Annotated in this window: 22 protein-coding genes; 7 read left to right on the top strand and 15 right to left on the bottom strand. The window is 62.6% G+C overall.

Annotated features, from left to right (window positions below; all coding sequences use genetic code 11):
• The first annotated feature begins 49 nt into the window (after positions 1 to 49).
• On the top strand, positions 50 to 931 hold the full coding sequence (locus E4P09_RS10940) for an aldo/keto reductase family oxidoreductase (RefSeq protein ID WP_137389639.1): 882 nt from the start codon (positions 50 to 52) through the stop codon (positions 929 to 931).
• Positions 932 to 980: 49 nt separating this feature from the next.
• On the opposite strand, the gene E4P09_RS10935 is transcribed toward E4P09_RS10940, so the two are convergent.
• The 4 genes from E4P09_RS10935 to E4P09_RS10920 form a co-directional block, all read right to left on the bottom strand.
• A complete protein-coding gene (locus E4P09_RS10935) occupies positions 981 to 1,208 on the bottom strand; it encodes a hypothetical protein (protein WP_137389638.1) in 228 nt (75 codons plus the stop codon).
• Positions 1,209 to 1,255: 47 nt separating this feature from the next.
• A complete protein-coding gene (locus E4P09_RS10930; protein ID WP_137389637.1) occupies positions 1,256 to 1,687 on the bottom strand; it encodes an SRPBCC family protein in 432 nt (143 codons plus the stop codon).
• Positions 1,684 to 2,007, bottom strand: coding sequence for an ArsR/SmtB family transcription factor (locus E4P09_RS10925; RefSeq protein WP_137389636.1), 324 nt, complete (start codon positions 2,005 to 2,007; stop codon positions 1,684 to 1,686). The genes E4P09_RS10930 and E4P09_RS10925 overlap by 4 nt, the downstream gene beginning before the upstream one ends.
• A 121-nt stretch (positions 2,008 to 2,128) precedes the next feature.
• On the bottom strand, positions 2,129 to 2,410 hold the full coding sequence (locus E4P09_RS10920; protein ID WP_137389635.1) for a hypothetical protein: 282 nt from the start codon (positions 2,408 to 2,410) through the stop codon (positions 2,129 to 2,131).
• A 448-nt stretch (positions 2,411 to 2,858) separates the two neighbouring features.
• Between E4P09_RS10920 and E4P09_RS10915 the strand changes: the two genes are divergently transcribed.
• Positions 2,859 to 4,376, top strand: coding sequence for a S10 family peptidase (locus tag E4P09_RS10915; RefSeq protein ID WP_137389634.1), 1,518 nt, complete (start codon positions 2,859 to 2,861; stop codon positions 4,374 to 4,376).
• Between the two features lie 89 nt (positions 4,377 to 4,465).
• Complete coding sequence (locus E4P09_RS10910) at positions 4,466 to 5,296, top strand: isocitrate lyase/PEP mutase family protein (RefSeq protein WP_137389633.1); 831 nt, start codon at positions 4,466 to 4,468, stop codon at positions 5,294 to 5,296.
• A gap of 237 nt (positions 5,297 to 5,533) precedes the next feature.
• On the opposite strand, the gene E4P09_RS10905 is transcribed toward E4P09_RS10910, so the two are convergent.
• From E4P09_RS10905 to nthA, 5 genes are all read right to left on the bottom strand, one after another.
• Complete coding sequence (locus tag E4P09_RS10905; RefSeq protein WP_137389632.1) at positions 5,534 to 5,953, bottom strand: DUF3597 domain-containing protein; 420 nt, start codon at positions 5,951 to 5,953, stop codon at positions 5,534 to 5,536.
• A gap of 185 nt (positions 5,954 to 6,138) precedes the next feature.
• Complete coding sequence (locus tag E4P09_RS10900; RefSeq protein WP_137389631.1) at positions 6,139 to 6,771, bottom strand: hypothetical protein; 633 nt, start codon at positions 6,769 to 6,771, stop codon at positions 6,139 to 6,141.
• Between the two features lie 146 nt (positions 6,772 to 6,917).
• Positions 6,918 to 7,277, bottom strand: a complete 360-nt coding sequence (locus E4P09_RS10895) for a nitrile hydratase accessory protein (protein ID WP_239025131.1) — start codon at positions 7,275 to 7,277, stop codon at positions 6,918 to 6,920.
• Entirely contained in the window at positions 7,264 to 7,923 is a 660-nt protein-coding gene (gene nthB / locus E4P09_RS10890; protein WP_137389629.1) for a nitrile hydratase subunit beta, read from the bottom strand. The genes E4P09_RS10895 and nthB overlap by 14 nt, the downstream gene beginning before the upstream one ends.
• A complete protein-coding gene (gene nthA, locus E4P09_RS10885) occupies positions 7,920 to 8,537 on the bottom strand; it encodes a nitrile hydratase subunit alpha (RefSeq protein WP_137389628.1) in 618 nt (205 codons plus the stop codon). The genes nthB and nthA overlap by 4 nt, the downstream gene beginning before the upstream one ends.
• A gap of 260 nt (positions 8,538 to 8,797) precedes the next feature.
• Here nthA and E4P09_RS10880 point away from each other — a divergent pair, with 260 nt between their 5' ends.
• Positions 8,798 to 10,297 carry an aldehyde dehydrogenase family protein gene (locus tag E4P09_RS10880; protein WP_137389627.1) on the top strand — a complete coding sequence of 500 codons (1,500 nt, stop codon included), beginning with the start codon at positions 8,798 to 8,800 and terminating at the stop codon, positions 10,295 to 10,297.
• A gap of 37 nt (positions 10,298 to 10,334) precedes the next feature.
• Here the strand turns inward: E4P09_RS10880 and E4P09_RS10875 are convergent, their stop codons facing one another.
• Positions 10,335 to 11,348, bottom strand: coding sequence for a TRAP transporter substrate-binding protein (locus E4P09_RS10875; RefSeq protein WP_137389626.1), 1,014 nt, complete (start codon positions 11,346 to 11,348; stop codon positions 10,335 to 10,337).
• Positions 11,349 to 11,374: 26 nt separating this feature from the next.
• Complete coding sequence (locus E4P09_RS10870) at positions 11,375 to 13,243, bottom strand: TRAP transporter large permease subunit (protein WP_137389625.1); 1,869 nt, start codon at positions 13,241 to 13,243, stop codon at positions 11,375 to 11,377.
• 232 nt (positions 13,244 to 13,475) lie between these two features.
• Between E4P09_RS10870 and E4P09_RS10865 the strand changes: the two genes are divergently transcribed.
• A complete protein-coding gene (locus E4P09_RS10865; protein WP_137389624.1) occupies positions 13,476 to 13,796 on the top strand; it encodes a hypothetical protein in 321 nt (106 codons plus the stop codon).
• 70 nt (positions 13,797 to 13,866) lie between these two features.
• Here the strand turns inward: E4P09_RS10865 and E4P09_RS10860 are convergent, their stop codons facing one another.
• Positions 13,867 to 14,628, bottom strand: coding sequence for a crotonase/enoyl-CoA hydratase family protein (locus E4P09_RS10860; protein ID WP_137389623.1), 762 nt, complete (start codon positions 14,626 to 14,628; stop codon positions 13,867 to 13,869).
• 173 nt (positions 14,629 to 14,801) lie between these two features.
• Here E4P09_RS10860 and E4P09_RS10855 point away from each other — a divergent pair, with 173 nt between their 5' ends.
• Together E4P09_RS10855 and E4P09_RS26470 are read left to right on the top strand one after the other, a co-directional pair.
• Positions 14,802 to 15,365, top strand: a complete 564-nt coding sequence (locus E4P09_RS10855) for a hypothetical protein (protein WP_137389622.1) — start codon at positions 14,802 to 14,804, stop codon at positions 15,363 to 15,365.
• Positions 15,366 to 15,513: 148 nt separating this feature from the next.
• The gene (locus tag E4P09_RS26470; protein WP_239025130.1) at positions 15,514 to 16,230 is read left to right on the top strand and encodes an META domain-containing protein; all 717 of its coding nucleotides are present in this window, start codon (positions 15,514 to 15,516) and stop codon (positions 16,228 to 16,230) included.
• Positions 16,231 to 16,285: 55 nt separating this feature from the next.
• Here the strand turns inward: E4P09_RS26470 and E4P09_RS10845 are convergent, their stop codons facing one another.
• From E4P09_RS10845 to E4P09_RS10835, 3 genes are all read right to left on the bottom strand, one after another.
• A complete protein-coding gene (locus E4P09_RS10845; protein ID WP_137389621.1) occupies positions 16,286 to 16,603 on the bottom strand; it encodes a hypothetical protein in 318 nt (105 codons plus the stop codon).
• 144 nt (positions 16,604 to 16,747) lie between these two features.
• A complete protein-coding gene (locus tag E4P09_RS10840; protein WP_170984363.1) occupies positions 16,748 to 18,562 on the bottom strand; it encodes an ATP-binding protein in 1,815 nt (604 codons plus the stop codon).
• A gap of 1 nt (position 18,563) precedes the next feature.
• Complete coding sequence (locus E4P09_RS10835) at positions 18,564 to 19,430, bottom strand: sensor histidine kinase (RefSeq protein ID WP_137389619.1); 867 nt, start codon at positions 19,428 to 19,430, stop codon at positions 18,564 to 18,566.
• Between the last annotated feature and the right edge of the window lie 338 nt (positions 19,431 to 19,768).

Genomic DNA, 19,768 nt, shown 5'->3' with positions numbered 1-19,768 from the left:
GCATTCAAGCAACGCTTATCTGTGCGCTCCCGACAAAGAGGAGAGACCCATGACTAGCCTCGAAAAATCAGGAACCTTCGCGCTTGGCGACCGCACCGTGAGGCGCCTGGGCTATGGTGCCATGCAGCTCGCCGGGCCCGGCGTGTTCGGCCCACCCAAGGATCATAATGCGGCGGTGGCGGTGCTGCGCGCCGCCGTAGATGCCGGCGTGAACCATATCGATACGAGCGATTTCTACGGTCCGCATGTCACCAACCGGCTGATCCGCGAGGCGCTTGCGCCTTATCCCGACGATCTCGTTATCGTCACCAAGATCGGGGCCCGACGTGGTGAAGAGGGCTCATGGCTCCCAGCCTTCTCGAAGGAGGAACTGACCCGGGCCGTCCACGACAATCTGAGCAATCTCGGTCTCGACGTCTTGGAGGTGGTCAATCTGCGGATCATGTTCGACCCATATCGACCGGCCGAGGGATCGATCGCGGCACCGCTTGCGGCCTTGGCCGACCTTCAGCGGCAGGGGCTGGTGCGCCATATCGGACTGAGCAATGTTACGCCTGCCCAGATTGCCGAGGGTCGCCGGATCTGCGACATCGCCTGCGTGCAGAACCATTACAACTTGGTGCATCGCGCCGATGACGGCCTGATCGACGAGCTCGCGCGCGACGGCATCGCCTATGTTCCCTTCTTCCCGCTCGGGGGCTTCACGCCTCTACAGTCATCGCGCCTATCCGCTGTCGCTCGGCGCCTTGGTGCGACGCCCATGCAAGTGGCGCTCGCGTGGCTGCTTCATCGCGCGGCCAACATCCTTCTGATCCCGGGCACTTCGTCCATAGCGCATCTGCGTGAGAACATCGCGGCAGCCGAGATCGATCTGTCGGATGATATGCTCGAGGAACTGGACGGCATGGCGGAAAGCGCCAATTCCGCCTGACGTTGAGGCGCAAGGCGTGAAGGGATGGGGAGCTCGAAGGCCGCTCCCGTCACGGCCGTCCGACGGCGCGTCTCCGGCTGCGCCACTTGCTGGCATATGGCAAGACGAACATGTAGAGGCCGGTGAACATCAGCACGAAGAGCGGGGGCAGGGGCGCGTAGACCATCCAGGCGGGAGGCTCCCCCACTCCCATGGCGACGAAATTGGCGATAACGGTTACCGTGAAGACGATCGACAGCCAGCGGTGAACCTGCCGAACCCATTTGTTCCAATCCAATGGGACCTCCTCTCTCACAACGCGCCAAACGTAAAGGCAGCGGATTTTCAGTCCGTCCGCGCCAAGACGTCTTCCAGTTTGGCAAGGAACTGCGGCCACCCCGCCTTCGCGCCGCCATAGGCCTGCTTCTGATCCGGCCGGAAACCGGACTGCTCCATGCGAAGGTGGGTTCCCATGCGGGTTGGGGTGAGCGTGAAGGTCACCACGCTCCTCAGATTGTAGGCGGCGTCCTCATGCATAAAGTTCCAGGTGTAGGACAGCATTCTGCGCGGCTCGATGGCGAGGACCTCGCAGTCCAACACGCCGCCCCAGTCTCCGTGAAGATTGAAACGGTGGCCTACCGCGGGCTTGAAGTCGTTCTTCATGAGCCACGCTTCGATCAGATGCGGCTCCGTCAGCGCGCGCCAGATCTTTTCCGGCGGATGCGGCATTTCACGTTGGACGACAACGGAGCGCGTTTCGGCCGATGGTTCGGTCATTGATCCATCCTTTTCAGCAGGTCCTCGAGGTCGTCGAACCGGCTCTGCCAGAACCCGGTCATTTGCCGTGTCCAGTCGATTAGCGGGGCCAGGGCGCTAAGCTGCGCGCTGTAGTGCGTCTGGCGGCCTGCGTGGCGATCACGCACCAGACCGGCTTGTTTCAGCACCCCAAGATGCTTGGAGACGGCCGGCTGCGAAATCCCGGCCCGAGCCGTCAACGCCCCGACCGTCTGCTCTCCTTCACGACAGAGCCGCTCGAAAATGGCCCGCCGCGTGGGATCGGCAAGCGTTCTGAACAGCACATCGTGCGCGTTCGGCATAAAAACATAACCCGCTGGTTATCGGTTGAATTCATAACCGGCGGGATATATGTGAGTCAAGCCCGAACGTTCGCGCAGAACGTGATGTGTTCGATCCACGCCCCTGCGTGAGGGGCGGACTTCAGTAGGTAAATGCGCGGGAAATGGCACCGATATTGAGATGACCGTGTTCCGCCAGTCGGATTAGCTCGTGTGGTCCGACCTTGCCATAGCCGGAGACCGATAAACCGTCGCACAACGCCTGAGCAAGACGCGGGCTATGCTCGATGATATCGATCAACTGCGTGACGGTCATTTTGCCGGAGAGAATGCTGTCTGCGAAGGCCCTGATCCCCTTGTTTGTGAGAGTCGTCCCGTAGAGCATGGTCAGAGGAGCTCGATCATGTTCATTCATGGCCAGCAAGTAACTTCCTGGGAAGGGATGCGATATCTTTTTATCAATATCACAATAGTTGGCCGGCTCATTTAAGCCCATTTGGTGTGGTATGGTTACACAATTGGGTGATTAAAGTTTTCAACTATGTCGATCTCAAAGTCTCGAGATTTTGCCGCGCCCGGAAAATGGCGCAATACGGCCATTTTTTGCTCCCGCGAAGACCGGGACGGCATAGAGTCTGCTGGTGATCATCTCGGTCTAACAGGGTTAATTCCCGGCTGACACAAAGCAACAAGATTTAAAGGACTCTCATGATTTTTTATTCTCAAATAATCATACGACGTAAGCCGATGCGAGACCGGGTAGCATCTTCTCCCGCGCTGGGTATCGGCAGCGGCCACACACGGTCCTTTTACTTCGGCAAGGCTGGCCGCGTGATAGCTATGAGGCAGGTCTATACCGTCTCGGAGGCATCATGCGGCTCGAACTGAGGGTGGTCGTTGCTATTGTGCTGCTGCTTGTCGGCGGCCTTCCCGCCCATCCGGCAGAAACGGAACAACGAGCCGCCCCCTCGGGCGGCGTTCTGTCTCTGCTTCCGCCGCCGCAAACGACCGATCACACCATCGCCATCGGTCCCCGCACGCTCGCCTATCAGGCGACAGCCGGCACCTTGTCGCTCCTTTCCGGCAATGGCGAAGTCAGCGCCGAAGTTTTCTATGTAGCCTATGCGCTCCGCCAGGAAAATGCCGCGACCGGGGCATCGCAGCGCCCCATCACCTTCGTGTTCAACGGTGGCCCCGGGGCTGCTTCTGCCTATCTCCATCTCGGCGCCCTTGGACCACGCGTGATCAGGACAGCGGCCGAAGGGGAATTTCTCAGCCCGCCCCAGGAACTCATGGATAATCCGGACACCTGGCTCGACATGACCGACCTTGTCTTTGTCGATCCCGTGGGGACCGGGTACAGCCGCGAAGCGCCCGGCGAGAAGACGAGCAGCTTTTGGGGTGTCAACCAGGATGCCGCGATGATGGGAGCGTTCATCCGGCTCTATCTCGCGCAGGCGGGGCGCCTCGCATCGCCCGTGTTCCTCGCCGGTGAAAGCTATGGCGGGTTTCGGGCCGCGCTGCTTGCAAAAACCCTCCAGGAGGACGTGGGGATCAGTCCGAGCGGCGTCGTGCTCATCTCGCCGGCGCTCGAATTCATGCTCGTGCATCCCGATGAGTTCGATCCCCTCCACTGGGCGCTGGAACTGCCATCTCTGGCGGCAGTGCGCTTGAACAGCGAGGGTGTCACCGGCCCTGCATTGCAGGCGCAGCTGTCCGAGATCGAACGCTACGCGCTGGGTGAGTATCTGGTGGCCGTGACCAGCGGACTGGAGCGAGGCGGCGACCTTGCGAGCGAGCGCGTGGCGGCGATCACGGGGCTGCCGCTCGATCTCGTTCAACGAAACTTTGCCCGTATCCCCACCAGCTTGTTCGCCAAGGAATTCGCGCGGGCAAAGGGCAAGACGCTGAGCCCTTATGACGGCACGATCGAGGCCCCGGACATCGCGCCCCACAGCGCCCGGCTTTCCAGTCCGGATCCGGTGCTCGACCGCAGCGTGCCCGTGCTCACCTCTGCCTTCGTCGACTATGTGCGTGACGAGCTGAACTTCCATACCAAGATCAGCTACAGGCTTCTGAACCGGGAGGTCAGTCGCAGCTGGGACTACGGGACAAGCCCGTCGCGCCAGGGCTATGCCGGCGTCATGGACGACCTTCAGCGGGCACGGGCGCTGAACCCCTCCCTCAAGGTGCTGATCATCAACGGCTATACCGATCTCGTCACGCCCTACATGACATCTCGTTATCTCGTCCAGCAAGTCCCGTCGCTCGCCGGCGTGAACACCATCCGCACAACCGTGCTGGAGGGCGGGCACATGATGTATCTCCGGCCAGACAGCCGCAAGGCGCTGAAGGAGGCCGCGACCGAGCTTTACCAGGCGACCGAATAAGCCTGTGCCGGCCCTACAGAGGCCTTGTTCGTGTTACGTTCTCATGGCACTCTCATACGGGCGACTCTCGCTCACGACCAGGAGGGGATATGAGAAGCCGGCGGGACAAGTATGATGTGTTTCGCGAACTCCATTCGCAGCCGGGAGCATTCGTGATCCCGAATCCGTGGGATGCAGGTTCTGCCCGCATATTGACCGCGCTTGGCTTCGAGGCCTTGGCCACGACCAGCGCCGGCTATGCCTTCTCGGTGGGACGTCGTGACTCGGCGGCCGCTCTTTCGCGCGATGAAGTCTTGCAGAATGCGCGGAGCATCGTCGAGGCCACCGACTTACCTGTGTCGGCGGACCTGGAGGATGGCTTCGGGGCTGACCCGGCCGTCTGTGCTGAGACGATCGCGCTAGCCTCTGAAGTGGGCCTCGTCGGAGGCTCTATCGAGGATGCGACAGGAGATCCGAAAGACCCCATTTTCGATTTCACTCTCGCTGTCGAGCGCGTGGCAGCCGCCGCCGAGGAAGCACGCCGTCACTCCTTCGTTCTGACTGCACGCGCGGAGAACTTCCTGCATGGCCGGCCCGACCTGGACGATACTATTCGCCGTCTCAAAGCATTCGAGGATGCAGGGGCCGATGTTCTCTATGCGCCGGGCCTGCCAGGTCTGGATGCGATCCGGACCGTCTGCTCTGCCGTGAATCGCCCGGTGAACGTCGTCATGGGCCTCGTCGGGCAGCTATACACAGTTGGCGACTTGGAGGAAGCCGGGGTTAAACGGATCAGCGTCGGCGGCTCATTCGCCCGGGCAGCGCTAGGCGCCCTGGTGCGCGCCGCGCGCGAAGTGAAGGATCATGGCACGTTCACTTACGCCCAAAGCGCTATGTCAGCCCAGGAGGCGACGTCCTATATGCTGGACCTAAAGAGATAGCCGGCCTCAGTGCCAAGCAGACCGGCGCGAGAAAATGGGGAGGGCATACCGGCCAGTAGCCAAGGTGGAGCGGACGTCAACCCGGCGCAGGCGTTCAACCTCACCCGACGCGCGATAGGTGACTCCGCCCGTGTTGCTAGGGCGGTTCCGCTTTTCTCCGAATCGCGGATCCGCTCCAAGTTCTTGCTTGGTCGCACTTCTTCACGCGAACCGATATCCACTTCGCTCGAAAATGCTCTAAAGCAGGTCGGCGGGCACTTTCCCGCCATTCTCCTTCAGCTTCTGGATCACTTGCTTGTGCAGCCAAATGTTCATGGCAGCCGAATCGTTCATATCGCCGGTGTAGCCGAGTTCTTGTGCCAGCTCCTTTCGGTGGCTCAAGCTGCTGTCGAGGTCGAGCGCCTTCATGAGGTCCACGATCGATGTGCGCCAGTGGAGCGTCTGGCCTTTCCGTTTCACTGCCGCATCGAGAACGGCGGCAACGTCGACCGGGCCGGCCGCCGGTGAGGGGGCGACTGCCGGCTTGGATGTGTCGGGTGCGGTCGCTGCCGCGGCTGGAACGGGTTTGGCTTCGGCCGTCATCGTCGCGCCAGGCGCGGCGGAGGCTGTGCCCGCGCTGCCCCAGATCGCGCTCTTGATCTTGTCAAAAATGCCCATCGTCCACTCCTCTCAATGAACAGAATGCACCATCAGGACGAGCACCTGATGTCCTCGCGGACAGCCTGAGTATGCAGGTGCTGCTCAAACGGGCAACCAGATTGAGCAGCACCGCGTGCAGTGCCAGCCGGCCTGGGGGATGCTGGTCACGTCATTGAGCATTTCCTTGCTCGAGTGGCTATGGTCTAGGCTGTTATGAAATCCGAAGCAGGAGCGGTCAAAATCGCCGTATCTGCGATGCTCTGAACATTATCTGGAGCAGGTTCTTCAGAGGCTACCTGCTTGTACGAATAGGAGAAATCGATCTTCGAGAGTATTTCCTTCTCGGCTGCGGTCTTGCTGCCTTTGCTGTCAACCAGCTTATTCCACAATGTCGGCCGGAATAAGAACGAAGCCACTTCCTCGACTGCACCGTTATGATGCAAGTCGACGAGCAGCTTTGGGGGAATCTCGGTGGACGAACCATCTTGAAGCTCGATCGACTCGTACCGAAACAGGAACTCGACATATGGCTTGTCTGCAGGCGTCCCAAGCGGCTTGTATGCTCCACGATCCGGGAGGACGGTGCCTTCGGGCAGAGTGAACTTGACGCTGTCGAGACGAAGGTCGATTGAGTACGTGTATTTCACGTGGGACCTTTCGAGCGCATCGACAGTCATGGCATCAGAGCGGCCATTCGCCAGGACAACGGCGCAGAAGAGGCTTTTCCCATCCTCCCGAACCCCACAGAGAGTGGGGTGCCCGGTTTCCTGCATATGCTTCAGCGCATGGCTGCGTGCGTCCTCGTTCACGAGGGTTCTTGTGTCTGCCTCACTCACGTTCGTCTCCAGCCGAATAGGGATCCTGAGCCGATCAACCGCGCCATCGCGGTCGTTTTGTGTCCAGCCTGGGCTGTCATTCGGGCGAGGCAAGAGACCCATAAACGGCCGCTCGCGGGCGAGCGCAATCAGGGCTTGTAGGACAGCTACTGTCTTCCGATCTGGGGATCGTTCTCGAGCAGAATAGGCTTGCCATGCGGCGTCGCATGCGCTGCGCGCTGCCAAGCCGCAGTCAGGCTGTCGATCTCATCCCTCGCGGCAACGCCCTTATTGGCAAGAAGTCTCTCGAGAGTGGAGAGCCAGCATCGGTAGTAACCGCTGCCGTTTTCCGCTGCGCCGGATGTCTTCAGTTCAACGGATAAGCTGTCGGTCCATTCCCTCCAGGAAAACAGGCCGTTCTGGTGGAGCGCGATCACAATTGCGAAGGCTTGTGCCTGCCACGGCTCGGGAAAGACTTCATCTTGGCCGGCGAGCAGCGGAGGCAGCGGCACATCACGCCGGTTCAAGATAGCTCTCCCACGCGTCGATGGAGACCGTGAGTGTCGGATCGCTCCCTTCCCCCCAGATCTCCCGCCCATCAAAGACGACGGTATAGAGCCATTGCGGGTTCTCTCCCCGTCCGTGCGCGTTGCTATCTGGAAAGACGAAGCCGCCTCGCACCGCTTCGATCGTGCCAGACCTGCCCCGCGCATAGCGTGGCAAGCGCGTGTGTTCCTTCGGGTGGAAATTCCGCGTCCTGACCCGATCCCCTGGTTTGAAGCGGGCGGGGGCCGCAACCGGCCTGTCGCATGGTCCGCCTCTGGCAAGGCCAGCTGCCACGTCCGCTGCCTTGAGGACGCGCTTCGGAACAGCGCCCTTGCTCAGCATGCGGCCCGCCTTCAACTCGTCCGCACTGACGAAGCCATGGCGTTCGAGCAAGGATTCCAGCCCCTTGAGCCAGATCTCGTAATAGCTCGAGCTATAGTAGTCCGCCGGATGGAGAGATTCCCGCGCATGGCGGCCTTCGTCAATGTTCCATGCTCCCGTGGCGCTGGCCGCCAGGGTGACGCCAAACGCGCGCTTTTCCCACCCGGCATGGAAAACGGGCTCGTTTGCTTCGGGCAAGATGGGGCCAAACCCCATCTGGCCGCCGAGATCCTGCGGACCATTCATGGCGAAACTGGCTCCAGCGGCAGACCGGTGCCGATCATGCAATCCCTGGTGACCAATTCGGCCAACTGGCTTTCGTCCAAGCCATCCGAACCTCTCGGTCTCAGCGGCACGACAAGATAGCGCAGCTCAGCAGTCGAATCCCACACTCGGATCCTTGTCTCTGGCGGAAGCCGAACGCCGAATTCTTCTAGGACGCTGCGCGGATCGATAACGGCGCGGCTGCGATAGGCGGGGGACTTGTACCAGACGGGCGGAAGCCCCAGCACGGGCCAGGGATAGCAGGAACACAGGGTGCAGACGACGAGGTTATGGGTATCTTCGGTGTTGAAGACGGCCTGCATGTGCTCGCCCTGCCGCCCGGTGAAGCCGAGCGATGCGATCGCGGCCGTGGCATCTCGCTTCAGCCATTCGGCGTATTCCGGATCGCTCCAGGCCTTCGCGACAACTTTCGCGCCGTTTCGGGGACCGACCTTCGACTCGTACGTCTCGATGATGGCATCGACCGCCGCGGGATCAATCAGGCCTTTCTGGACCAATATCGTCTCGAGGGCGCGCACCCGCGCCGTCATGGGATCAAGCTGATTGTCGTGGTCATGATCATGATCGTGCGACATTGCGGAAGAGTAGTTGCTGAAGCGCTGCGAAACAAGCGTTTGCGCGGACCTCGCTGGCGATGTCGAGCTCGCCCGGGCGCCTGCGGCCGGGTATTATTCTTCGACGAGCTGGTGGATGCGGCAGTGTGCCTTGATTGACGGGCGGCGAAGGTCGCGTATCAACTGCGCCGGTCGTTCAGCAAGGGCGCGGTTGCCGGGTGCATCTGCCAGGGATGGATTCATCGCGGGCCGCTGTGCATGGCGCGATAGTGGAGGTCACCATGAATAAACCTGTCGTTCATCCCCGAATTGGGCAAAAGGCAGCGGAGTTTCTCGCCCGTGAGCACCGGCTCCTGATCGATGGGAAGTGGGTCTCTGCCGTCTCCGGCAAGATGTTCGATACTTACGATCCCGGCACCGGGCGGGTTGTTGCACGGGTGGCGGAGGGAGACGCTGCCGATATCGACCTCGCTGTCAGGGCGGCCCGGCAGGCGTTCGAAAGCGGACCATGGAACCGGATCACGCCGAGCGAACGAGGCCGGATGATCTGGAAGCTGGCCGAGCTCCTGGAGCAGAATGCCGACGAGCTCGCCGAGCTCGAAGCGCTGAACAACGGCAAGCCGCTTGCCACGGCGCGGAACGGCGACGTGCCGCTCAGCGCCGACATGTTCCGGTACATGGCGGGCTGGGCCACCAAAATCACGGGTGAGACGCTCAGCATCTCTACACCGGGCACTTTCCACGCCTTCACCGTGCGGGAGCCGATCGGTGTGGTCGGGCAGATCATTCCCTGGAACGCACCATTGCTGATGGCCGCCTGGAAACTCGCACCGGCGCTTGCTACCGGCTGCACGGTCGTGCTGAAGCCGGCTGAACAGACACCGCTCACGGCGCTGCGCCTCGGCGAGCTGATCCAGGAGGCCGGGATTCCCGATGGCGTCGTCAACATCGTGACGGGCTTTGGCCCAACCGCTGGCGCCGCCATCGCCGCCCATCCCGATATCGACAAGGTCGCGTTCACCGGCTCCAGCGAGGTCGGCCGCATCATCGTCAAGGCGGCCGCCGGCAATCTGAAGAAAGTGTCGCTCGAATTGGGCGGCAAATCGCCGGTCATCGTCTTTCCGGATGCCGACATGTCGGTCGCCGTGCCGGGCGCGACCCAGGCGATCTTCGCCAATAGCGGCCAGGTCTGCACGGCGGGGTCGCGGCTCTTCGCGCATAGGAAGGTCTTCGACCGCATCGTCGATGGCATTGCCCAGGAAGCCCAGAAGATCCGCGTCGGCCACGGGCTGAGCGAGGGCACCCAGATGGGGCCCGTCATCTCCCAGGAGCAGCTCGAAAGGGTAACCGGCTATATCGAGCAGGGTAAGGCGGCGGGTGCCACGGTTGCGGCCGGCGGCCGGCGGGTCGGCAACGAGGGCTATTTCATCGCGCCGACCATCCTGACCGATACCAATCCCGAAATGTCGGTGGTGCAGGAGGAGATCTTCGGGCCGGTGCTGTGTGCCATGAGCTTCGATGACGACGATCTCGACCGCATCGCCAAGCAGGCCAACGATACCATCTATGGCCTAGCCGGCAGCATCTGGACGCGCGATCTCAGCATCGCCCACAAGATGGCCCGCCGCATTCGCGCCGGCCGCATCGGCATCAACATTCACGGCTCTGTGGACGCGGCGCTGCCCACCGGCGGCTTCAAGCAGTCGGGCTGGGGACGCGAAAAGGGCCATGAAGGCCTGAACCTCTACACCGAGGTGAAATCGGTCATCATGTCGCTGTAGGCCGAATAGCTCCGGCGGGGTCGCCGCACCTCCCGCTTCAGGTCAGCTGGGTGCCGACGGCCTTTTCGAGAATGGCCCAGGCCTCGTCACCGTATTTGCCCTTCCACTCGGCGTAGAAGCCGGCATCCTTCAGCGCCTGGCGGAAGGGTGCGGTATCGGGCTCGTTTATCTTCATGCCCTTGGCCGCCAGTTCCTCCTTGAGGGTGGCGTTGAGCTTGGCCACGTCCTCGCGTTCCTTGACGCCGGCTTCGTTGATGTTGCGGGCGACGATCTCGCGGATATCCTCGGGCAGACGTTCCCAGGCGCGGCGATTGGCCAGGAACCAAAAACCGTCCCACATGTGGTTGGTGATCGAGCAATATTGCTGCACCTCGTAGAGCTTGGCGGTGGAGATGATGGCAAGCGGGTTTTCCTGGCCGTCCACGATCTTCGTCTGCAGGGCCGAATAGACCTCGGCAAAGTTGATGCTGGCCGGGGCAGCGCCGAAGGCGGAGAACATGGAGGTCCACAACGGGCTGACGGGCACGCGGATCTTGAAGCCCTTAAGGTCCTCAGGCGTGCTGATCGGCTTCGTGGAGCTGGTGATCTGGCGGAAGCCGTTGTCCCAGATCTTGTCCATGACCACCAGGTTCGATTTCTCGATTTGGCCGCGGACATACCGGCCAAGCTCGCCGTCCATAGCCGACCACACGGCGGCATCATTGGGGAAGGCGAAGCCGATGCCGCTGATCGAGGCATTGGGCACGAGGGTCGAGAGGATCAGAGGCGAGAGGGTGAAGAACTCGACCCCGCCCGAGCGCAGCTGGCTCAGCATGTCGGTGTCGGCGCCGAGCTGGTTGCTGGGGAAGATCTGGATCGCCATACGCCCGCCGGTCTCCTCGCGGATCTTGTCGGCCGCTTCCTGCGCCCGGATGTTCATGGGATGGGAGACCGGCAGGTTGTTCGCGTATTTGTAGTTGAACTCGGGCGTCTGCGCGCCGGCGTAGCGGAGCGTGCCGAGCAAAGAGACTGACGCGCTGCCCAGGAGCAGACCGCGGCGGGAAAGGTTCATTTGCGTTTCCTCCAGTTGTGGTGGGTTCAAAGATAGGCAATGGACAAGGCGGGCACGGCGGCAATCACCAACAAGCCAATCAGCAGCGCGGCGAGATAGGGCCACATCGCACCCATGGCTTCGTCCGGCGAGACGTTGCCGATCTTGCAAGCGATATAGAAGCCGATCCCGATCGGCGGCGCCATCAGACCTATGTTCATGGCGGTGACGATCACCATGGAATAGTGGATATCGTTGATGCCGAGCCGGCCGGCGATGGGAAACATGATCGGCGCCATCAGCACGATGGCGGGAAGCCCTTCGAGAACGCAGCCGAGCACCAGAAACACGGCTATGGAGACCAGCATGAAGGAGAACCAGCCGCCGGGAAGCTCCGTCATGTGGGTGGCGAGCTGGTTGGCAAAGCCGGTCTGGGTCAAGGCCCAAGCCATGGCCGAGGCGGTGCCGAGGATGAGCAGGATGGCGCCGGACAGGGCTGCCGTCTCGATCAGCATGGAATAGAAGGTCTTGAGGCTGAAGCCGCCATACAAGGCGATGCCGATGATCACCGCATAGAGCACGGCGATGGTCGAGACCTCCGTGGCCGTGGCGATGCCGCCGCCCACAGCACCGCGGATCAGGAAGGGCAGCACCAATGCCGGGGCGGCGATGAGCAAGGTGCTGCGGATAAGCGAGGACGGCGCGCGGTGGACGGCGTCCATGTTTTCCCCCGAGGCTTTCCAGCGGGCGAGCACGGCGAGCGCCAACAGCAGGACCATGGCGATCACGAAGCCGCTGGTGAACAGGGCGGCGATGGAAACGCCTGCCACCGAGCCGAGCACGATCAGCACGATGCTGGGGGGCACCGTGTCGGCCATGGCGGCGCCGGTGGCCAACAGGGCTATCATCTCCCTGGGCTTGTGGCCGCGGCGCTTCATCTCCGGGAACAGCGCGGGGGCGACGGTTGCCATGTCGGACACCTTCGAGCCGGAGATGCCGGAGACCAGGAACAGCGAGCCCAAGAGCACGTAGGACATGCCGGCCTTCACATGGCCCAGGAGCGATGCCAGGAACTCGACAATGGCCTTGCCCATGCCGGTCGCGTCGAGGATGCAGCCCAGCAGCACGAAGACCGGAACGGACAGCAGGATGAGGCTCGACATGCCCTCGTCCATCCGGCCGACCAGCACGATCAGAGGCACGGACGTGGTGAAGGCGATGAAGGCAATGGTGCCCAGGCCGAAGCAGAAGGCGATCGGCACCCCCAGGAGCAGGCAGACCGCCACCACGCCGACCAGGAAAATAACGATATTGGCATAGCCAAGGGCGGGCAGCAGCGGAGAGAGCAGCCAGCCGAGCGCGCTCAGGGCCACAATGACAGCGAGTGCGCCGATCAGGTTTGGCAGAGTGGACATGCGCAGCGCATGGGTGACCGCAATCAGGAACATCAGGCCCAGGCCGGCGACGATGGCGGCCGCCCGGAAGCTCATCGGGATGTTGAGGGCGGCCGAGGTGACGTACCACTCTTCCTGCACGTATTCGACCGCGGGCGGAATGAGCACCAGGATGACCGCGGCGACAAGGAGCAGCGCCAGGGTCGACACGAAGCCGCGGGCGCGCTCCGGGATCTTGCCGAGAAAGAGGGTCAGCCGCAGATGCTCGTTGCGGTCGATGGCGATTGCCGCGCCCAGCATGGCGAGCCACAGAAAGCAGATGGACGCCGCTTCATCGATCCAGATGATGGGTAGAGACAGGAGATAGCGCGAGGCGACGCCGACAAGCAGCAGTCCGATGACGGCAAGGAGCAGAAGCGCCGCCACGAATTCCACCGGGCGCATCAGCAGCGATCCGGGCCGAGCATCCATAACTTCGGCCTGCGTCTCCACCGCCATGGGTTCGTTCTCGGCAGCCGTCATGCTGCAAGCCTCCCTTTCCCATGTTCGAAGCTTGCCGGCCCAGGGCTGGCTGAAGTCCCCCTGATCCTCGATCCCCTCCACGGCTTGGGGACCGATCCCGGCACGCCCGCGTTCGGAACATAGCGCGAGCCTCGATGTTAATCGAGCATCAGCGCTCGCGGCCCCGGCGGTTGTGGATTTCGCCGTGGTCTGCCGCGGGCAGGGCCAAGCAACACAACGAGGAGAGATGACAATGGCAAGCGATGCCAAGGCAAAGCTGGTCGACTTTCTCGACCGGAAGGCATTCGAGCCGGTGCTGAGGGCCGACCCGGATCGATATTCCGAAAGCCAGCGCGCCAAGCTCGAGGATGTGAAGCGGGCGACGGAAAGCGAGCGGGAGCGGTTCCGCAACTACGAGTCCGCCGAGAAGGTCTATCAGATGTATCGGGACGACTTGTCCTCGGAACCCGCACAAGAGGTTGACCGGGAGCTGCGCGACCTCAATCTGCCGACCCTCAAGGACGTCAGGGAGGAATTCGAGCAGCTGGCCGAGGAGCTCGGGGTGCGGCACTAGGCCGGCAGCGTGTGGACGTTCAGTCCAGGGGGCGCCGAGCAGCCGGCGCCTCCCGAGACATATCGGCGGGTCAACGGCCTTTCCACACCGGCTTGCGCTTCTCGGCAAAGGCGGTGGCGCCTTCGCGCGCGTCCTCGGAGGTGAAAATGGGCGCCGTGATCTCCTGCTGGCGCTGGAACATCTCGGTGGTCGACCAGTCCTGGGATTCCAGGACCACGCGCTTGCTCACCGCAACGGCCATCGGGCCGTTCTCCACGATGGCCCTGGCCAGCTTCAGCGCTTCCTCCAGGGCGGTTCCGGGCTCGACCACGCGATTGACCAGCCCGTAGCGCTCGGCGCGCTCGGCGGAGATCATGTCGCCGGTGAGCACCAGCTCCATGGCGATGCGCTGAGGGATCTGGCGCGGCAGCCTGATCATGCCGCCGGCATTGGCCACGAGGCCGCGCTTCACCTCGGGCAAGCCGAACTTCGCCTCGCGGGAGGCGACGATGAGATCGCAGGTCAGCGCCAGTTCGAAGCCGCCGGCCAGCACATAGCCTTCCGCCGCTGCAATCAGCGGCTTCTTCGGCGGCGCCTGCACGAGACCGGCAAAGCCGCGGCCTTCGATCGTCACCTTCTCGCCCCGCAGGAACGCCTTGAGATCCATCCCGGAGCAGAAGGTGCCGCCCGCCCCGGTCAGGATGCCGACACGGAGATCGTCGCGGCGATCGAGCGTCTGCACCGCTTGGGCGATGCCCTCCGCCACGGCGCGATTGACCGCGTTGCGGGCCTCGGGACGATTGATCTCGATGATCGCAATCCCGTCCCGCTCGGAAAAGTTGACTTCCGCCATGATACCTCCCTGAGCTGATCACATTGGTGCGCTGCATTTAGGTGTGTTAGCGATGCGGCGTCCAGCCGGATTATTTTCTCCGTCAACAGACTTTCACCGGCTTCCTCGATCGCCCCAGCTGGGCAACCGAAGCCGTCGGTGCTATGCTGACCGACAAAAAGAGGGAGGGGACCATGGTGAGCCTGGTGCAGCGGGCCCTCTATGGCTGGGTGGTCGGGCGGCCGGCGAAAGATCTTGACGCCTATGTGAACCGGATGCGCGAGGCCTCTGAGGAGGAATGTGCGCAAGTCCTGGTTGCGACCAGCGTGGCGGCGCAATGGCTACAGGTCACGTCCATGACCAAGCTGCGCTTTCCTGAAGTGTATCTTTCCGGCGAGCGTCCAGCGGAGCTGCCCGAGGACAAGGATGTGCTCTCCAACTACATTGCCGAGCTCATCGAGCTGCGAAAGGCGATCCGCGGCGAGCAGGCGGCCAATGCCGTGATGGTGAATGCAGGTCTCATGACACTGGCCCACTCCATCCGCTGCGTTCGGGATGCGGACGGGCTGCTGGCTGTCGGTCGCGCCTTATGGGGTGAGATCCTGCGTGGGCAGGCGATCGCGGTCGAGATGACCGATGCCCTGTTCGTGCCGCGCCTGCTGGCACCAGACTGGAAACCCCCCTTGGGCTGGCACCTCGGCTATGCGGCCGAGCTTGCTCGCCGTTCCCCGCGCACGCCGCGCCAGGGGCCCGCATAAGCCTTCTGTTTGCGAGGGCGTGTCGTCATTTGCGCCGTGGCCTGCAACGGGCGCTTTTCGCCCTGCCGGTGCTCATGTTGCCTTTGCTGCCGCGGCGGAACATGCGAAAAGGCGATAGCAACGGCCAAAGACAGAGATGGAGCATCCCATGATCAGAATGGCTGTGGGGTTTGCGCAGGTGACTGTGGCAATCATGTGCGTGGTCGGTTTTGCGGCCGAAACCTACGCGGCGCAGGGCGATCCGGCCGGACGGTGGCTCGCGGAGGACATCAACGGGGCCGGCGTCATCGACCGGGTGCAGACCACGTTGGAGATTGCGGCGGACGGCAGCTATTCCGGGTTCGGCGGCTGCAACGGCTACAGCGGCCAGGCGCAGATCACGGCCGATGCGATACGGTTCAGTCCGCCGATTGCCACGCGCAAAGCCTGCATACCGGCGGTCATGGACCAGGAGGCGAGGTTCTTTCGCGCATTGGAAGCCGTGCGCAGCTGGCGGAAGGGACCGCACGGCAAGCTCGTTCTTCTCGATGAGAGCGGGAAACCTGTCATCCGCCTTGCAGGCCTGCAGCGTGGTGCGTCCATCAGCTTTGCGGTGCCCGGGGCTGAGACGGTAGACAGCCAGACGGTGACCTATGGCTGCGGGCCTGCCGATGTGGAGGTCACCTATCTCACTGCCGGTCCGGTCTCTCTGGCGCTGCTCACCATGAAAGACGAGTTCGTGGTGGCCTCCAGCGTCCTCTCGGGCTCCGGAGCCAAATACGCAGGAGCGCAGTACATCTGGTGGTCAAAAGGCGACAGTGCCAATCTCTATGATCTCATGCGCGGCGAGGATGCCGATCCCATCGCGTGCGCGGCGAAGAAGTAGGGGCGTTCTCAGGAGGAACGCGGATGCTGGGTTGATCGACTTTCAGTTGCACTGATCAGAAAATGGTAAACACTTTGCTGTCGAGGACGGAAGCCTCAATGGAAGGGGCGACGTGATGATCAAACGTCGATACGGAGCTGAAATGCGGCGCGGCTTCGTGTGTCCATGGCGAATAGGAGGTGCTGTGGAACAAATCGATATTCGAGCCGTGCTCGAACAAGCTTTTGCTAGCGTTGATTCCATGAGCATCCGCTAGCCGTTGCTGCATTTGGGATATCCACTTCATCTGCTGGTACCTAGCCTTGGCCTCAGCCCAGCTGTCGCTCTCAAAGTAATCGGAGAGACCGCTCCAAAGCTCCGTCAGTCCCGCCATGTATCGCTCGTACGAGGTGAACCATGGGCCAACATCATGTTGGACCTGAACTCCAATATCGTGCGTAAAGAGTTGTCTATCTACTTACGGTAGAGAAAATAGGGTAATGATCGATTGCTTGGCCGGAGGGACTACGAGCTTCGCCTATTCCGATGGGTCGGGTGTTTTCGATCCAGCGGTGGCGACGATGCGGGCGCGCAGGCTGCGCCAGTCGATCGGCTCTTGGGCGGGGGGGCTGCCCGGGGCTGTGGCTTCATGCGGTTGGGAAATGCTCCGAGAGCTGGTTTCCCTGGTCAGCTCCGACAGGGGCGGCAGCAGCCCGTACCGCACCGCCTCGGCAAGGTGCTCCTGGTCAGTGTCCATCGCCGCGCCGCTTGCCGCCAAAGCGCCCGCCTGCTCGCGCGGGATGGCGGCGGGCAAATCGTCCAGTCGCACTCGGCAGGGCAGCGTAAGGCCATCTCCGAACACTGCGCCTTCCTCCGGCGCCAATGTCGGCAGGGAATCCAGAAGACTGGGCAGGGCCGCCGAAGCGATGTCGCGAATAGCCTGCAGATCGTGCTGCCGGGTCAGCCTCATCGAAAACACGGTGCCGCACTGGGATGAAATAGCCGGGTCAAGCTCAGCCGGGCGCGCACTCGTCCAGGCCAGCGACACGCCATGCGCCGGGCCTTCCCTGGCAATGCGGGCCAGGGCCTTGCCGGCCGGGGAAGGATCGTGCCGTTCTTCAACCGCCGCATGCACCTCGATATTGTCGCAGGCGATGACGAGGGGGAGCTTTCCGCCAGCGAGCACGCCGATATCCAGCGCCAGGCGCGACAGGGCGGCCACGAGGACGCCGGCTGCTTCGGTCGGCAGCGCCTGCAGCGAAACCACCGTGATCGCCTTGCCATCATGGGAGATGCGGAACAGCTGGCCCAGCAGACTGCCCATCGCATCATCCCCTGGAGTTCTGCTGAACAGGGTGGCATAGCGCGGGTTGCGGCTGATCCTTTGCAGGTCTTCCCTTAGCCGCATCCGGGAGGCATAGGCAAGATCGGGCCCGGAACGGCGGGGCGGCCCATCCAGAAGCTCGATAAGATCCGCAAGCCGGTAAGGCACAGGCGCATCGGCGGGGATGGCTGCATTCTCTGGCGCGAGCGGCTGGCCGGTATCGACAAGGTCTGATGCCGGATCGAGGTGCTGCTGGGCAAGGTAGCGCTGCTTGGCCTGGGCAATGAGCGGTATCAGTACGGCGGCATCCACAGTTCGGCTTCCGCCATTGCTGACGAGCGCCGCCAGTTCCTCGACGGTCAGCAGCCAGTAGGGCAGGTTGAAATCCTTGGGCGTGATCACCTCGGCAAGATCCGCGAGCGCCTCGGCATGCTCGCCCGTCTGATCGAAGAGAACTATGCGTGCGTGGGGACGTGCCTCGGCAAGCCGGCCCAGTAAGGCAGCAAGCAGCCGAGACTTGCCAACCCTGCGATCACCGACAATGCCAAGGTGATTGCCGAACAGGTCATTGATCCCGACCCACACCGCCACGTCCGGCACCTGCCCGACATGACCGATGCAAAGGGCATCCTTTCCGCCGGTTCCGAAGATCTGGCCGAGATCGGCAGGTTCGGCAGGGAGCGCCTGATCGCCCAAGGTGGGGTAAACCGAGACACCCCGCCGGAAGCGCCCTGCGGCCCGTGAGGCGGCACGCGGCAGCTCACCCAGGAGTTCCACTTCGATGAGCCGCATTTCGTCGCCGCTTCCGGGCACCGGCACGTTCATGGCAGTGACCACGCCCAGGACCACTGCCGCGCTGGTGCCGGCAAACTTGACAAAGGATCCGATCTGGGGAGGGCGGCCGGCCTGCACCGGAGAACCAGACTCGGCCTGCAGAAGGACGACCGCGTGGGAGCCTGTCAGGGCGACGATGCGGCCGATCGCGGCGGAGGAGAAATCGAACCTGCTCTCCTGATCGGAGTCTTGCATCTCAGCGCTCATCGGCAGGACCCGTCGGAACAGAGGGTGTACCCATGGGCAGGTGGACGGTCACTGTCGTGCCTTCGCCCGGCACGCTTCGGATATCGAGCCGTCCTCGATGGAGATGGACAACCGCCGCGCACAGCGCCAGCCCGAGGCCGATGCCCTCTTGTCCCCGTCGGTTCACGGCATAGCCCTGGCCGAAAGGCAGCACCGCCGCCTGTACCTGGGCAGGGGTCATGCCGATGCCGGTATCCACGACACGGAGTGCGAGCACCTCGTTTTCAACCCGCGCCGAGACCGTGATCGCGCCGCCTTCCGGTGTGAACTTCACCGCGTTGGACAGCAAGCTGACCAGCATCTGCTTGATGCGCACGACGTCACCGTTGATCGCTGGCAGCTCCTCCGGTATGTCGGCCGTGATCGTATGATTGCGCTCCCGGGCTTGGCGATCGACGGCCCGGATCGCAGCCGGCACAACTTCCTGGATGCGGAACGGGTCGCGCGCCAGGGTCATGCTGCCCGCCTGGATCTTCGAAAGGTCGAGCATGCGATTGACCGTATCCAGCAGGTGTTCGGCCGCTTCGCTGATATAGCCGGTGTATTCCTGGGTCCGGTTGTCGGCTTGGTGGAGCTGAGACAGGATATGGGCAAAGCCCATGATCGCGTTTAAGGGCGTGCGCAGCTCATGGCTCATCCGGGCGATGAAGTCCGATTTGGCCTTGGAAGCGAGTTCGACCTCGACCAGCGCAGCTTGGTGGGTGAGGTCGGCGCTCCGGTGCAGGATGACCTGCTGCAGGCCCTGAGCGTAGCGAGAGAGCAGAGACTGGCGAGCCGGCATGGCGCCGGTGAGCAGGCGAGGATGCTGGCTGCCCATTGCATCGCCCCGTAGTTGTACATTCGGCAAAGAATTATAGGGAAAGGAATAAACCGCCCGTTAATCCGGGAAAATCTCACCACGCGGCGCTTGCTCTTTCCGGCTCTGGCGGTCGGGGTGGTCCATGGGAGAGGCATGCCGCGCCGCCGGGCTATAAACATGGTGCTCGCTTTACCTTCCTGCGCAAGCTGTTAGACTGAGCAGTGGCAAGACAGGTTTGAAGGCGGCAAGAACCGTCCCGGCTGAATGCGCGGTCGAGGGCTCTGCTGCCGGGTGATGGCTGTGATCGCGACGAGCGGAGCGGATCAAGACGCGCGGAAACGCCCGAAACGACGCCG

It is taken from the genome of Rhodoligotrophos defluvii (genome assembly GCF_005281615.1).
In the GTDB taxonomy this organism is placed as follows: Bacteria; Pseudomonadota; Alphaproteobacteria; order Rhizobiales; family Im1; genus Rhodoligotrophos; species Rhodoligotrophos defluvii.
Note: the sequence above shows the minus strand (reverse complement) of the source record. Positions and strands in the feature narration are given on the sequence as shown.